Origin of the sequence: Brevundimonas sp. NPDC058933 (assembly GCF_049315965.1) — a bacterium.
GTDB lineage: Bacteria > Pseudomonadota > Alphaproteobacteria > Caulobacterales > Caulobacteraceae > Brevundimonas.
Map to the genome: position 1 here is coordinate 355938 of NZ_JBMOSL010000001.1, position 13550 is coordinate 369487.

Here is a 13550-nt window from a genome sequence, read left to right on the forward strand (position 1 = left end):
TCAGCTATTGGGCAGGATGACGCCGCGGTTGCTGCGCTGTTCGTTGCGGCGTTCGGCGTCGGTGATGTCTTTTTCCGAGGCGCCCGACGACAGGACGATGTCGGTGGCGCGGCGCCATTCAATGGAGTTGCGGTCCAGCATGTCGCGGGCGCGCATGGCGAACTGGTTGGCCTGTTCGGTGCGCCCCAGGGCGAACCAGTATTCCGCTGAGGCCAGACGCGCCTCGCCCTCCTTGCCCTGACTGGCGTAGGCCTGGGACAGAAGGCGCCAAGCCAGGCTGTTGTCCTTTTCCAGCGCGATGGCGCGCTTCAGCTGATCGACGGCAGCGTCCAGATTGGCGGCGTCGCTGGTCTCGATCAGGGCATGGGCCAGGTTGATACGCAACAGCGGCGCGTCGGGTTTCAGCTCGACCGCCTTCTGATGCGCTCCGATGGCCTCGGCCGGCCTGCCTTCCTCGAACAGGATCTGCCCTTTCAGCTCCCAGAAGTAGGGGTTGGCGGGCTGTTCGATCAGCAGGTCGTCCACGGCGCCCAAGGCCTTGTCCGTCTGGCCGTCGCGATACCAGGCGATGGCGCGGGCGTAGCGGGCGGGCAGGGTGGCGTCCGACGAGGGATAGTCTCGCAGCGTGGCGTTCGGCGAGTCCATGAAGGAGCGAATCTTGGCGATCACCAGGGCGTGCTGGGCCATCCGTTCAGGGCTGTCCCGGAGGCCATAGTGAGCGGCGGCTTCGACCGGGCGGCGCAGGGCCTCTATCCGCTGCGATGACAGGGGATGGCTGCGGAAATAGGGATAGCGACGTTGGTCCGAGAAGACTTCCTGCGAGCGGAAATTCTCGAAGAATTCGACCATGCCCTTGCCGGATTCTCCAGCCCGCTCCAGGGCGCGGGCGCCGGTGATGTCGGCCTCGCCTTCCTGGCTCTGCATATAGCGCAGGGCGCCCAGCGTGCCGAAATACTGGCTGGAGGCCAGCAGGGCTGCGCCCGCATCCGGCGCGCCCGCGATCGCGGCCAGGGCGCCGAGCGCCATGGTCATGATCATAGGCTGCATGCCGGCGTTCTGGGCCCCGTCGCGCAGGGTATGGCGGTTCTTGATGTGACCGGCCTCGTGGGCGATCACGCCCAGAAGCTGGTTGGGGGTCTTGGTCTGCAGGATCAGGCCGGTGTTCAACCCCATGATCCGCCCGCGCGTGGCGAAGGCGTTCAGATCATTGTCGTTGATCAGCAGGATCTCGACCTCGGCGGGATCAAGCCCCATGGCGTCCAGCACGGGCTCGGACCACTCATGGATGATGCCTTCGATCTCGGTGTCCCGAATCAGGCTCTGGGCCGAAGCCGATCCCGCCGCCGCCAGCACCGCCAGGGCGGCCGTGGCGGAAACGAGGATACGGCCTGCAACGCGGGTTGCGACACGGGGAAGTCTGGTCATGGCATGCTCCAGAGCGACAGTCTCCCCCGTGTCTTCAAGCCTAATCGTGTCCGATCAACGGCGCCACCAGCCGCGCTTCGGCTTGGCAGGGGCGGCGCCGATCTGGTTCGGATCCTCGGCGATGATGGCGGCCACATCGACTTCAGGCGTCGGCGCAGGCGTGGGTTCGGCGATGACGACCGGCTCGGGGGCCATAGCCTGTTCGATAGCGGCCTCGATCTTGGCGGCGACCGCAGGCGCCACGTCCAGTTCGGCGGGGACGACTGCAGCTTCGGTCACGACTTCAGCCTCAGCCTCAGCCTCAGCCTCAGCCTCGACTTCCGCCTCGGGCGCTTCGATCACCGCCTCGCCAGCGACATCGGCGCTGACCTTGCGGCGCACGCGGCGACGCTTGGGCGCTTCAGCCGCTTCGACGACTGTTTCGGGGGCGTTCGCAGCGACGACGTCATCCGCAGAGATGACCGTGGCGATGGGCGTGTCCGGCGAGCCGACGGGCGGCAGGCCCTCGTTGACGGCGCGGTCTTCGACCTTGGCGTCGTGGGGCAGGCCGGCGCGGTCACGGCCGCGACCGCGACCGCGACGACGGCGCGAGCGACCGCCTTCGCGTTCAGCGCGTTCGCCCTCGGGGCGTTCACCGACGACTTCTTCGACGTCGCGGGCTTCCGAAGTTTCGACCGGCGCGCGCTCGCTGCGGGGCGAGGGCGTAGGATTGATGGGGTCGAACCAGACGTAAGGGTCGTCCAGGGACGGCGTGCGGCCGCGCACCCAGGTGAAGGCGTCGCGTTCGCCGTCTTCACGCATACGCCGACCGCCACGGCGACCACGACGACGGCGACGGCCAGCCTCGCTGTCGTCGTCTTCGTCATCAACCGCGACCACGTCGACGGCGACGGCTTCTTCCGAACCTTCCTCGTCACGACGACCACCACGGCGGCGACGGCGACGGCCACGACCTCGGCCTTCGCCATCGTGAGCTTCGGCGCGCTCGCGCGGCTCGTCGTCGTCATTGTCTTCGCGTTCGAGATCGGCGTCGTCCTCGTCGTCGCCGGCGATGATTTCGTCGTCTTCGTCTTCGTCCTCATGGTCGAAGGCGCTGTCGTCGAAGCCGTCGTCCAGGTCTGCGGCCGAGATGTGGGTGACCGTGGCGACAAAGTCTTCGTTGGTCGCGGTACGCTCGATGGCGTGTTCGCCCTGGGCCAGGGTGTCATCGATCAGGATGACGACGTTCAGTCCGCGCTGTTCCAGCAGGCGCTGCAGATAGTCGCGCTTGTGGTTCAGAATGTAGAGGGCGACGGCGGTCGAGACGCGCAGGTTGACCGAGCCGGCGCCGTTGCGGCCCGCCTCGATGTCCACGGCGCGCAGGGTCACCAGAGCCGCCGATTCCGCCGAGCGGATACGGCCCGCGCCCTGGCAGTGCGGGCAGACCTCCGTGGCGCCTTCAATGACGCCCAGACGGCGACGCTGGCGGCTGATCTCCATCAGGCCGAAGCCCGAGATACGGCCCATCTGGATGCGGGCGCGATCCTTGGCCAGCGCATCCTTCAGCGCCTTCTCGACGGCGCGGTTGTTCTTGCCTTCATCCATGTCGATGAAGTCGATGACGATCAGGCCGGCGAGGTCGCGCAGACGCAGCTGGCGGGCTGCCTCGACGGCGGCTTCCAGATTGGTCTTGGTGGCGGTGGCCTCGACATTGCGCTCCTTGGTGGAGCGGCCCGAGTTGACGTCGATGGCGACCAGAGCTTCGGTCTGGTTGATCACCAGATAGCCGCCCGATTTCAGCGGCACGACCGGCTGATGGATCTGCGTCAGCAGTTCTTCGATGCCGTTAGCGGCGAACAGGGGCTTGGAGCCCTGATAAAGGTGAATCTTCTTGGCCTGCGACGGCATGAGCACGCGCATGAAGTCGCGGGCTTCCTTGAAGCCTTCCAGGCCTTCGACCTGAATCCCGTCGAAGTCCTTGTCGTACATGTCGCGCACGGCGCGGCGGACCAGGTTCTCTTCTTCGTAGATGACGGCTGGCGCGTTCGATTTCAGCGTCGTCTCGCGGATCGTTTCCCACAGACGCAGCAGGTATTCGTAGTCCCGCTTGATCTCCGCCTTGGTGCGCTTGGCGCCGGCCGTGCGGATGATCAGGCCCATGCCCTTGGGCACCTTCAGCGCCGAGGCTGCGGCCTTCAGGCGGCGACGGTCCGAGGTGTTGGTGATCTTGCGGCTGATGCCGCCGCCCTTGCCGGTGTTGGGCATCAGGACGCAGTAGCGACCCGCCAGCGACAGCCAGGTGGTCAGGGCCGCGCCCTTGGCGCCCCGCTCGTCCTTGACGACCTGAACCAGCAGGATCTGACGGCGCTTGATGACATCCTGGATCTTGTAGCGACGCATCAGGCGACGCTTCAGACGCTCCTCGTCGGCCAGGCCGCCTTCGGACTCGTCGTCGCCTTCACGGCCCAGATCGTCGTGATCGTCGTCGTCCGAATGCGCTTCGGCCATGATGGCTTCGCGGTCGGCGACCGGGATCTGGTAATAGTCCGGGTGGATTTCGTTGAAGGCCAGGAAGCCGTGGCGATTGCCGCCGTACTCGATAAACGCCGCCTGCAGGCTGGGCTCTACGCGCGTGACCTTGGCGAGGTAGATGTTGCCGCGAAGCTGGCGGCGGGCCGTGGATTCGAAATCGAATTCCTCAACCTGGCGTCCGTCCACGATGGCGACGCGGGTTTCTTCCGCGTGCGCCGCATCGATCAGCATTGTCTTTGACATTAAAAGTCTCTCTCTGGCGCGCCAGGCCGGGCCCTGCGGATACATCCGCGGACAAGGGGGCGGCTCGCCGAATGGAAATGGGGGCCAGGGCGCGCGTCATCCCCTCGCGAAGTGCGAGAGCGGCAATGGTCTGCCGTTCGGGAGCGCAGGCGGGTCGGCCCATGAGGTTCTGTCGGTCCTGGATCCGAACGCGCCGTTCAAGGCCGCGTCCCGGACCCGTTCTTCGGATCGTCGGCCAGGCCGGCCGATCCTCGGAATGAGGTGAAAGTCAGCGTTGCGAGGAGGGCGCGCCTGACCCTGCGACTATGTGCAGAGGGCGCGATCGTTCGCGAACGGATCACACCATAGGCCTAACTTGTGGAAAATAAAAGAACCGCCGCCGTTACATGAGTTAACGAAATCCTTAGCAGGTTTGGCCCTTACTGTGGCTTGAACCAGAAGGGTGAAGTCCGTCCATGTATGGCCGGTGGCGTGAGAATCTGGCCCGTTGGGGCGTGCGTGAATGGGCGACGACGGGCCTGGCCTTCGTCGTGATTTGCGCCGTCGTGCTGACGGCTGGCCGCGGCCTGGCCTTTGGAGCTGACAGTCAGATTTCCTCTATTCGCTTTGGCGGCGACGCCCAGCGTACGCGGGTCGTGCTGGACCTGGGCAAGACCACGCGTGGACAAGTGATCGAGGACGGCGCGACCGGCCGCGTCGTCGTGGCCCTGTCGGACGTGGCGCCGGGCAGGGGGCTGGGCGGCAATGGTTCGGGTCTGGTGCGCGGCTATGAAGTCAGCTCTGCCGGCACGTCGTCGCGCATCCGTCTGGATCTGGCGCGCGGCGCCGAGATCGAGCGCCGCTTCCTGCTGCCGCCCGGCGACGGGGTTCAACACTATCGCTACGTCATCGACCTGAAGGCTACGGGCCCCGCCGCTGCGGTTTCCGCCAGCGCCCCGCCGCGTCGCGAGCAGGCGCGCAAGGAAAAGCCGCTGATCGTCATCGACGCCGGCCACGGCGGGCGCGATCCGGGCGCTCAAGGCGTCCACGCTCAAGAAAAAGCCGTCACCCTGGCCGCTGCGCGAGAGCTGAAGGCCGCGATCGAACGCACCGGCCGCTATCGCGTGCGTCTGACCCGCGACAGCGACGTCTATGTCATTCACGGCCGCCGGGTGCAGATCGCGCGCGACGCGGGCGCCGACCTGTTCATTTCGCTGCACGCTGACGCCGGGACCGACCCGGCCCTGCGCGGGGCCAGCGTCTATACCCTGTCGGAGCAGGGTGCGGGCCGCGCGGTGCGGGAATATACGCGCGGCGACGACTGGCAGCGCGAACTGCGCCTGCCGGGCCGCGACCCCTCGGTCGACCGTATCCTGCTGGACATGACCCAGCGCGCCACCCAGAACCGCTCGGCCCAGTTCGCGCGGGTGCTGCTGACCCATCTGGAAGGCGACAGCCATCCGCTGCTGCGCCGCAGCCATCGCGACGCCGGTCTGGCCGTCCTGCTGGCGCCAGACGTGCCGGCTATCCTGCTGGAGATGGGTTTCATTACCAATCCCGAGGATGAGCGCGTCCTGACCGACGAGCGCGCCCGTCGCCGCCTGATGCGCTCGGTCGCCGAGGGCATCGACCGCTACTTCCGCGAGCCCTCGGCGCCGGTGATGGTGGCCGGCGAGGTCGCCGGCGGCGGTTGATCTAGGCTTCCAGCGCCGCCTTGGCCCGGTGGAAGATTTCCTCGAACATCTCGGGCGTCAGACGGCCCGTGTTCGTGTTCAGGCGCGAGCAGTGATAGCTGTTGATGATCGTATAGGCGCCGACCTTGCCCTCGACGCCGTGTCCGGCGGGGATGGCCGTGCCGGGATAGCCGAGCGTCCGCAGGATGCTGCGCCGTGAAACATCGCCAAGGGTGACGATGACCTTCAATCGGGGCAGGGCGGCCAGACGATCGATCAGGAAGGGGCGGCAGGTGTTTTCCTCAGCCCCCGTCGGCTTGTTCTGCGGTGGGGCGCAGCGCACGGCGTTGGTGATCATGCAGTCGACCAGGGTCAGGTCGTCCTTGCCGTCCGGGTCATAGCTTCCCTTGGCGAACCCGGTCTTTTGCAGGGTGTCGTAGAGCAGCCAGCCGGCGTGGTCGCCGGTGAAGGGGCGGCCGGTGCGGTTGGCGCCCATGCGGCCGGGCGCGAGGCCCGCGATCAGCAGCCGAGCATTCGGATCGCCAAACGAAGGTGCGGGGCCGTTCCACCAGTCGGGATTCTGGCGGATATTCTCCTGGCGATAGGCGACCAGGCGCGGGCACAGGGGACAATCGCGAGGCGGTTCAGGCGTCAGGGCGCGGTTCATGGGCGGTCGTCTCGGTCAAAGGTGCGGGTGGTCGCCTGGGGCGCGGCGCTCTTGGGCTTGCTGAACTGGGTCATGACGTCGGCCAGTTCGATGAAGGCGTCAGCCTGGCGGCGCAGTTCGTCGGCGATCTGGGGTGGCTGGGTCCTCGTGGTCGACACCACGGTGACGCGCACGCCCTTGGCCTGAACCGCCTGCACCAGTCGGCGGAAGTCGCCGTCGCCCGAGAACAGGATCATGTGATCCAGATGCGGCGCCAGCTCCAGCATATCGACGGCGATCTCGATATCCATATTGCCCTTGATGCGCGACTGGCCCTGGGAGTCGGTGAAGCGCTTGACCGGCTTGGTCACGACCGTGAAGCCGTTGTAGTCGAGCCAGTCGACCAACGGGCGGATGGGCGAGAACTCTTCGCCCTCAATCACGGCCGTGTAATAATAGGCGCGAACGAGTTGACCCTTCTGGCCAAACCAGTCGGACAGCTTCCTGAAGTCGAGATCGATATTGAGCGCGCGGGCCGAGGAATAGAGGTTGGCGCCGTCTATGAACAAGGCGATGCGGTCGCTCGTGTGGCCAGTCATGAATATGAGCCCGTGGGAAAGGTCGAGAATATGAAGGTCCCGACTGAAATACCCGAAGGCGATCTCGATCTGGACGGCGCAGTCATCGTCGCGCTTGGCTGCAATGACAAGGGCGTCTGGGCCTCCTGTGAGGAGTCGCTTGAGGCGGCCCTGGCGCGATTCCGGGCCGAAGGCATCGATGTGTTGGCGCGATCCTCCTGGTGGTCGTCAAAAGCATGGCCCGATCCAACGGATCCGCCCTTTCTGAACGGCGTGGTGATCGTCCGGACGGCGCATGATCCTGCCGCCCTGATGAGCAAGCTGGCTCGGATGGAGGATGTGTTCGATCGCCGCCGCAGCGAGCGCAACGCGCCGCGAACGCTGGACCTGGACCTGATCGCCTACGGCCGGTTGAGCGGCGACCTCGACGGTCTGATCCTGCCGCATCCGCGCGCGGCCGAGCGCCTGTTTGTCATGGGACCTCTGGCCGAAATCGCGCCGGAGTGGCGTCATCCGACCATCGAGGGAAATGCGGCGGGCCTTGCGTCCGGAGCTGCCGTGGGCGTGGACGCGCGACCTCTGCGGCGTTGACGCCGCCCGGAAGACCGGTAGGGTCGGGTTGAATGACACCGGGAGACAAAGTCATGTTCCTGCCTGCCCTGGCCTTGATCGCCCTGTTTCAATCGTCGCCCGCGCCCGCTTCACCGCCGGCGGGAACGGGCGTGGTGATCCGCGAGGGCGACACCATGGTGCGTCAGGTCCCGCCGCATAGTGGCGAAGGCATGAGTACGGCCTATCGCATCTCTGACGGCGTGCCGAACCGGGCGATGGAGTTTCGCAAGCGCATTCTGCACCCCGGCGCCGCCATCGGTCTGCACCCGATCGCGCACGACGAGGTCTACTATGTAGTCAGCGGGGAGGGCGTCGTCACTTCGGACGGCGTGACCACGCCGATGCGTGCAGGCGACGCCGCCTACCTGTTCGACGGCAACGTCGTAGGCATCCGTCAGACGGGCGAGGTGGACCTTGTGCTGATCATCAGCTATCCCTTGGCCCAAAGGAAGAACTGAGGCGTTTTGCGCCGCATTCCGGCCTTCGCGGCGTTGCACAATCACGCCTAACCCTATATTTTGTGCGGTTCTCCCTGCCGCCAGAGGAATTTCATGGCCCGCGTCACTGTCGAAGATTGCATCGAGAAGGTGCCGAACCGCTTTGGTCTGGTTCTGCTGGCGGGCCACCGCGCCCGCAACATCGCCAACGGCGCCGCTCTCACGCTTGACCGCGACAACGACAAGAACCCCGTTGTCGCTCTGCGTGAACTGGCCGAGGACCGTGTGGTCCCGGACGAACTGCGCGAAAACATCATCACCACCCTGCAACGTGTGGACGAGCGCACCGAGGCCGAGGATGAGGCCGAAGTCGTGGCGCTGCTGGCTGAGCCGCAGCACATGAACATGGCCGAGGCCGAACTGATCCGCGCCCTTCAAAGCGACCGGGACGGCGGCCAGGAGGAACGCTACTGACGGCAGAGCCTGTCAACGGCGTCACCATATTTCCGGCGCGGCCCCTGGCGGACACGCCGACGAAGCCAGTCGTGAATCAAAAAGACCAATCGGCGTCGCTCCTTACCGGAGCGGCGCCGAAGTCGTCTGAAGGCCCCCAGTCCGAGTCCCAAGTGTCTGATGCCAAACGCGCGCCGATCATGCGCCAGTTCGAACTGATCGAGGCGGTCAAGGCCTATGACCCCACCGCTGACGAAGCGCTGCTGAACCGCGCCTATGTCTATGCGATGAAGATGCATGGCTCGCAGCTGCGGGCCTCGGGCGATCCCTATTTTGCGCACCCGATCCAGGTGGCGGGCATCCTGACCGACTATCGGTTGGACACCGCCACTATCGTCACCGCCCTGCTGCACGATGTGGTCGAGGACACCTCGGCCACGCGCGACGATATCGCCGCCATGTTCGGCGAAGAGGTCGCCGTCCTGGTCGAGGGCGTGACCAAGCTGTCCCGGCTGGAACTTCAGGCCGAGCACACGCGTCAGGCCGAGAACCTGCGCAAGTTTATTCTGGCCATCTCCAAGGATGTGCGGGTACTTCTGGTCAAGCTGGCCGACCGTCTGCACAACATGCGGACCCTCCAGTACGTCAAGCCGGAGAAGCGCGAGCGCATCAGCCGCGAGACGCTGGAGGTCTATGCGCCGCTGGGCCGCTCCATCGGCATCCACTCCATCGCGTCGGAGCTGGAGGAACTGGCGTTCGAGCATCTGAACGCCACGGCGCGGGTCGCCATCCAGCGTCGGCTGGAGGCGCTGAAGCTGGAACATGGTCGCGCCATCGAGGGCGTGTCGCGAGAAATCGAACTGGTTCTGAGCGAAGCGGGCGTCCGGGCCCACGTGAAGGGGCGTGAAAAGACGCCTTATTCGATCTGGCGCAAGTTGCAGAGGAAGTCGGTCGGCTTCTCGTCCCTGTCGGATATCTACGGCTTCCGGGTGATCGTCGAGGCCGAAGACGACTGCTACCGCGCGCTCGGCGTTATCCACCGCGCCTGGCCCATGGTGCCGGAACGATTCAAGGACTTCATCTCGACGCCCAAGTCGAACAACTATCGTTCGCTGCACACCACGGTCGTCGGGCCGGGGGGCTTGCGCATCGAGATGCAGATACGCACCGAGATCATGGATCGGGTGGCCGAGGACGGCGTGGCCGCGCACTGGGCCTACAAGAACCACTCCTACGGCTTTGACCGCGAGGCGATGGAGGCGGACGGCGGGCGCGACCCGCTGCTGAACCTGCGCCATCTGGTTCAGGTCATCGAGCACGGCGAGGGCGGCGAGGACTGGGTCGAGCACGCCAAGCTCGAAATGTATCTGGATCAGGTCTTTGTCTTCACGCCCAAGGGGGCGCTGATCACCCTGCCGCGCGGCGGCATGGCGCTGGACTTCGCCTACGCCGTCCATACCGAGGTCGGCGACACGGCTGTGGGCGTCAAGATCAACGGCGAACTGAAGCCGATGCGCACGGCGTTGCAGAACGGCGACGTGGTCGAGATCATTCGCGGAACCAAGCGCGAGGTGCCGACGGACTGGCGCAGCCTGACCGTCACTGGCCGGGCGCGCTCGGCCATCCGCCGCCATATCCGAACGTCAGAGCGCGACGAGTTCGTGCGCCTGGGCAAGGCGACGTTGGAACAGACGCTGGATCGGGCAGGCAAGTCGCTGGCCGAGGTTTCGCTGAAACCGGTGCTGGAAGCCCACGCCATCGCCACGGACGAAGACCTGTTCGACGCCATCGGCCGTGGCCGTCTGGCTGCGACCAGAGTGGCCGAGACCATCTTCCCGGCGTTGAAAGGGCAGCTGAAGGCGGGGCCGGAACGCAAGCGGATCGGCAATGAACACGCCCGCCTGTTCGTGCGCGGCAGCGGCCTGACGCCGGGCGTCAGCATCCATTTCGGCGCCTGTTGCAGTCCTGTTCCAGGCGACCGCATCGTCGGTATTCTGGAGCCCGACAAGGGGCTGACAGTTCATACCATCGACTGTCAGACCCTGGCCGACTTCGCCGACGACGACAGCGTCTGGCAGGATCTGCAGTGGACACCCCAGGCGGAGCAGGATGCGGTGGCCGCCGCCCGTCTGCGCGCCACGATCCGCAATGCGCCCGGCGTGCTGGGGCAGGTGGCGACCATCATTGGCGAGGCTGGCGGCAATATCCTGAACCTGTCGATGGCCCATCGTCAGCAGGACTTCTTCGACGTCGACATCGACGTCGAGGTCGAGGATGCACGCCACGCCACCATGATCATCGCCGCCCTGCGCGCCAATCCGTCCGTCGACACTGTGGACCGCGCGCGCGGCTGATCGCCTGCGCGTCCGACTGAAGGCTGAAATGACTCCCGAACAGCAAGCCCTCGCCAACGCCGCCCAACTGGCGTCGCCCTCCTATCGTCTGGCCGCCCTCGATCGGGATTTCCTGCTCGGCGAATCGATGCGCGGCGTGCGCTTCCTGATGGAGTACGAAAAGGCCGAGGAGGCGCTGAAGGCCTGGGGCGTGCGCTCGACGATCGTGGTGTTCGGCAGCGCGCGCGTGGGTGTGAACGGCGACGGTCGGCACGCCCACTGGTACGAACAGGCGCGACAGTTCGGCCGCATCGCCTCTGAGCGGGGCGGGGCCTTCCGCGGCTCGCCGGGCGAGGTGCGCGACAACGTCATCGCCACCGGGGGCGGGCCGGGCATCATGCAGGCCGCCAATCAGGGCGCGCATGAAGCGGGCGCGCCGTCGATCGGTTTCAACGTCACCCTGCCGCACGAACAGGTTCCCAATCCCTGGTCGACGCCGGAACTGACCTTCCAGTTCCACTACTTCGCCATGCGCAAGATGCATCTGGCCATGCGCGCCAATGGTCTGGTGGTCTTTCCCGGCGGCTTTGGCACGCTGGACGAGATGTTCGAGATCCTGACCCTGCGCCAGACCGACAAGGCGCCGCCGATCCCCATCGTCCTGTTTGACGAGGCCTATTGGCGCTCGGTCATCAACTTCGACACCCTGATAGAGCACGGCATGGTCAAGGCGTCGGACATGGAGTTGTTCGCCTTCGCCGACGACGCTGAGACGGTCTGGATGAAGTTGCTGGAAGGCGGGCTGAAGCCTAACTGCGATCTGACCTGATCGGTCGCTTGAGGGGGAGGGGCGCAGGGTCTAAGGGACGCTCTCATGAACACTGAAGACGTCCTCAACGAATTCCGCGACGCCGGCGCCCTGCGCGAAGGCCATTTCGTCCTGTCGTCCGGCCTGCACAGCCCGGTCTTCCTGCAGAAGAACCTGGTCTTCATGGACGGTCGTCGCTGCGAGCGCCTGTGCAAGGCTCTGGCCGACAAGATCGTCGCCACGGTTGGTCCGGTGGACGTGGCCATCTCGCCGGCCGTGGGCGGCATCATTCCCGGCTATGAGACGGCGCGGCACCTGAACGTGCGTTCGCTCTACGTCGAGCGCGAAGGCGGCGAGTTCAAGCTTCGTCGCGGCTTCACCGTCGAGCCGGGCGAGAAGGTCGTCATGGTCGAGGACATAGTCACCACCGGCCTGTCGTCGCGCGAATGCATCGCCGCCATCCAGAAGGCCGGGGGCGAAGTCGTCGCCGCCGCCTGCATCGTCGACCGCTCGGGCGGTCGCGCCGACGTCGGCGTGCCGCTGATCGCGCTTGCGACGCTGGACGTGCCGGCCTATCCGGCCGACGCCCTGCCGCCCGAACTGGCCGCCCTGCCGATCGAGGACCCGGGCAGCCGCCGGCTGTCCAAGTAAAGAAAGAGAACGGGATGAAGCGCGAGCGGGTTCGTCTGGGCGTCAACATCGACCACGTCGCCACGGTTCGTAACGCACGCGGCGGCGCTCATCCCGATCCGGCTCGCGCGGCCGAGGCGGCGCTGGCGGCGGGGGCGGACGGCATCACCGCCCACCTGCGCGAGGATCGCCGCCATATCACCGACGCGGACATCGACGTGCTGACGGCCCTGTGCCGCCGCGCGAACAAGCCGCTGAACTTCGAGATGGCCGTGACGGAAGAGATGCTGGCCATCGCCCTGCGCCACCGTCCGCACGCCGCCTGTCTGGTGCCGGAGCGGCGCGAGGAGGTCACGACCGAGGGCGGTCTGGCCGTCGCCGGTCACGAGGCCCGCATCGCCCCTGTGGTGAAGGCCCTGTCCGACGCCGGCATCCGCGTCAGCCTGTTCATCGAGCCGTCGGAACCCCAGGTCGAGGCCGCCGCCGCCGTCGGCGCCCAGGTGGTCGAGTTCCACACCGGCCGCTATTGCCACCTCACCGATCCGGCCGAGCGCGCCTTCGAGCTGGACCGTCTCGCCGCCGCCGCCGCCCAGGCCGACATCCTGGGGCTGGAGGTCCATGCCGGACACGGCCTCGACTACGCCACCGCTAGCGTGGTTCTGGCGATCCCTGAGATCAAGGAACTGAACATCGGCCATTTCCTGGTCGGGGAGGCGGTCTTCGTCGGACTGGACGCCGCCATTCGACGGATGCGGACGGCGATGGACGAGGCGATTTCTGGAGCCGGCCGGTGATTATCGGCGTCGGCGCCGACCTTTCGGACATCCGCCGCATCCAGAATTCGCTGGATCGCTTCGGCGAACGGTTCAAGCAGCGCTGCTTCACCGATCTGGAACGCACCCGTTCGGACCGCAAGCCGGACCCGGCCTGGAGCTACGCCAAGCGCTTCGCAGCCAAGGAGGCCTGCGCCAAGGCCTTGGGCACAGGGATGCGGGCCGACGTCTATTGGCGCGACATGGGGGTGGTGAACCTGAAGTCGGGTCAACCGACCCTGGTCCTGACCGGCCACGCCGCCGAGCATCTGGCGCGACTGATCCCGGCGGGACATGAGCCGCGTATTCATCTGACCCTCAGCGACGAACACCCTTATGCTCTCGCTTTCGTGGTCATCGAAGCCTTGCCCGTGGCTTAATCAGCCTTTACGCGTCAGGCTTCCAACCCC

General features: G+C 66.2%; 13 protein-coding genes. 9 read left to right on the forward strand and 4 right to left on the reverse strand.

The window, feature by feature from the left end; all coding sequences use genetic code 11:
- Both ACOZBP_RS01660 and ACOZBP_RS01665 read right to left on the reverse strand, forming a co-directional pair.
- On the reverse strand, window positions 1-1425 hold the full coding sequence (locus ACOZBP_RS01660) for a M48 family metalloprotease (protein ID WP_422674723.1): 1425 nt from the start codon (window positions 1423-1425) through the stop codon (window positions 1-3).
- A gap of 54 nt (window positions 1426-1479) precedes the next feature.
- Window positions 1480-4179: an Rne/Rng family ribonuclease gene (locus ACOZBP_RS01665; RefSeq protein ID WP_422674724.1), complete on the reverse strand. Its 2700-nt coding sequence runs from the start codon at window positions 4177-4179 to the stop codon at window positions 1480-1482.
- Window positions 4180-4634: 455 nt separating this feature from the next.
- Between ACOZBP_RS01665 and ACOZBP_RS01670 the strand changes: the two genes are divergently transcribed.
- On the forward strand, window positions 4635-5852 hold the full coding sequence (locus ACOZBP_RS01670; RefSeq protein ID WP_422674725.1) for an N-acetylmuramoyl-L-alanine amidase family protein: 1218 nt from the start codon (window positions 4635-4637) through the stop codon (window positions 5850-5852).
- A gap of 1 nt (window position 5853) precedes the next feature.
- On the opposite strand, the gene ACOZBP_RS01675 is transcribed toward ACOZBP_RS01670, so the two are convergent.
- Both ACOZBP_RS01675 and ACOZBP_RS01680 read right to left on the reverse strand, forming a co-directional pair.
- Window positions 5854-6498, reverse strand: a complete 645-nt coding sequence (locus tag ACOZBP_RS01675; RefSeq protein ID WP_422674726.1) for a uracil-DNA glycosylase — start codon at window positions 6496-6498, stop codon at window positions 5854-5856.
- Complete coding sequence (locus ACOZBP_RS01680; RefSeq protein ID WP_422674727.1) at window positions 6495-7076, reverse strand: NYN domain-containing protein; 582 nt, start codon at window positions 7074-7076, stop codon at window positions 6495-6497. Before ACOZBP_RS01680 ends, ACOZBP_RS01675 begins: the two co-directional genes overlap by 4 nt.
- 30 nt (window positions 7077-7106) lie before the next feature.
- Between ACOZBP_RS01680 and folK the strand changes: the two genes are divergently transcribed.
- From folK to acpS, 8 genes are all read left to right on the forward strand, one after another.
- Window positions 7107-7646 (forward strand): 2-amino-4-hydroxy-6-hydroxymethyldihydropteridine diphosphokinase, encoded by a 540-nt coding sequence (gene folK, locus ACOZBP_RS01685; protein ID WP_422674728.1) that lies wholly within the window; start codon window positions 7107-7109, stop codon window positions 7644-7646.
- A 53-nt stretch (window positions 7647-7699) separates the two neighbouring features.
- Window positions 7700-8125, forward strand: coding sequence for a cupin domain-containing protein (locus ACOZBP_RS01690; protein WP_422674729.1), 426 nt, complete (start codon window positions 7700-7702; stop codon window positions 8123-8125).
- 93 nt (window positions 8126-8218) lie between these two features.
- Window positions 8219-8578, forward strand: coding sequence for a DNA-directed RNA polymerase subunit omega (gene rpoZ / locus ACOZBP_RS01695; RefSeq protein WP_422674730.1), 360 nt, complete (start codon window positions 8219-8221; stop codon window positions 8576-8578).
- Between the two features lie 179 nt (window positions 8579-8757).
- Complete coding sequence (locus ACOZBP_RS01700) at window positions 8758-10911, forward strand: RelA/SpoT family protein (RefSeq protein ID WP_422675469.1); 2154 nt, start codon at window positions 8758-8760, stop codon at window positions 10909-10911.
- A 28-nt stretch (window positions 10912-10939) separates the two neighbouring features.
- Window positions 10940-11719: a TIGR00730 family Rossman fold protein gene (locus tag ACOZBP_RS01705; protein WP_422674732.1), complete on the forward strand. Its 780-nt coding sequence runs from the start codon at window positions 10940-10942 to the stop codon at window positions 11717-11719.
- 45 nt (window positions 11720-11764) lie between these two features.
- Window positions 11765-12349, forward strand: coding sequence for an orotate phosphoribosyltransferase (pyrE, locus tag ACOZBP_RS01710; protein ID WP_422674733.1), 585 nt, complete (start codon window positions 11765-11767; stop codon window positions 12347-12349).
- A 14-nt stretch (window positions 12350-12363) separates the two neighbouring features.
- Complete coding sequence (locus tag ACOZBP_RS01715; RefSeq protein WP_422674734.1) at window positions 12364-13122, forward strand: pyridoxine 5'-phosphate synthase; 759 nt, start codon at window positions 12364-12366, stop codon at window positions 13120-13122.
- Complete coding sequence (acpS, locus tag ACOZBP_RS01720; RefSeq protein WP_422674735.1) at window positions 13119-13520, forward strand: holo-ACP synthase; 402 nt, start codon at window positions 13119-13121, stop codon at window positions 13518-13520. The genes ACOZBP_RS01715 and acpS overlap by 4 nt, the downstream gene beginning before the upstream one ends.
- The last annotated feature ends 30 nt before the right edge of the window (window positions 13521-13550 follow it).

Excerpts from the sequence above, each read along its gene's own strand:
- ACOZBP_RS01660 (WP_422674723.1), bottom strand. The coding sequence starts at position 1,425 with ATGACCAGACTTCCCCGTGTCGCAACCCGCGTTGCAGGCCGTATCCTC.
- ACOZBP_RS01665 (WP_422674724.1), bottom strand. The coding sequence starts at position 4,179 with ATGTCAAAGACAATGCTGATCGATGCGGCGCACGCGGAAGAAACCCGC.
- ACOZBP_RS01670 (WP_422674725.1), top strand. The coding sequence starts at position 4,635 with ATGTATGGCCGGTGGCGTGAGAATCTGGCCCGTTGGGGCGTGCGTGAA.
- ACOZBP_RS01675 (WP_422674726.1), bottom strand. The coding sequence starts at position 6,498 with ATGAACCGCGCCCTGACGCCTGAACCGCCTCGCGATTGTCCCCTGTGC.
- ACOZBP_RS01680 (WP_422674727.1), bottom strand. The coding sequence starts at position 7,076 with ATGACTGGCCACACGAGCGACCGCATCGCCTTGTTCATAGACGGCGCC.
- folK (WP_422674728.1), top strand. The coding sequence starts at position 7,107 with ATGAAGGTCCCGACTGAAATACCCGAAGGCGATCTCGATCTGGACGGC.
- ACOZBP_RS01690 (WP_422674729.1), top strand. The coding sequence starts at position 7,700 with ATGTTCCTGCCTGCCCTGGCCTTGATCGCCCTGTTTCAATCGTCGCCC.
- rpoZ (WP_422674730.1), top strand. The coding sequence starts at position 8,219 with ATGGCCCGCGTCACTGTCGAAGATTGCATCGAGAAGGTGCCGAACCGC.
- ACOZBP_RS01700 (WP_422675469.1), top strand. The coding sequence starts at position 8,758 with ATGCGCCAGTTCGAACTGATCGAGGCGGTCAAGGCCTATGACCCCACC.
- ACOZBP_RS01705 (WP_422674732.1), top strand. The coding sequence starts at position 10,940 with ATGACTCCCGAACAGCAAGCCCTCGCCAACGCCGCCCAACTGGCGTCG.
- pyrE (WP_422674733.1), top strand. The coding sequence starts at position 11,765 with ATGAACACTGAAGACGTCCTCAACGAATTCCGCGACGCCGGCGCCCTG.
- ACOZBP_RS01715 (WP_422674734.1), top strand. The coding sequence starts at position 12,364 with ATGAAGCGCGAGCGGGTTCGTCTGGGCGTCAACATCGACCACGTCGCC.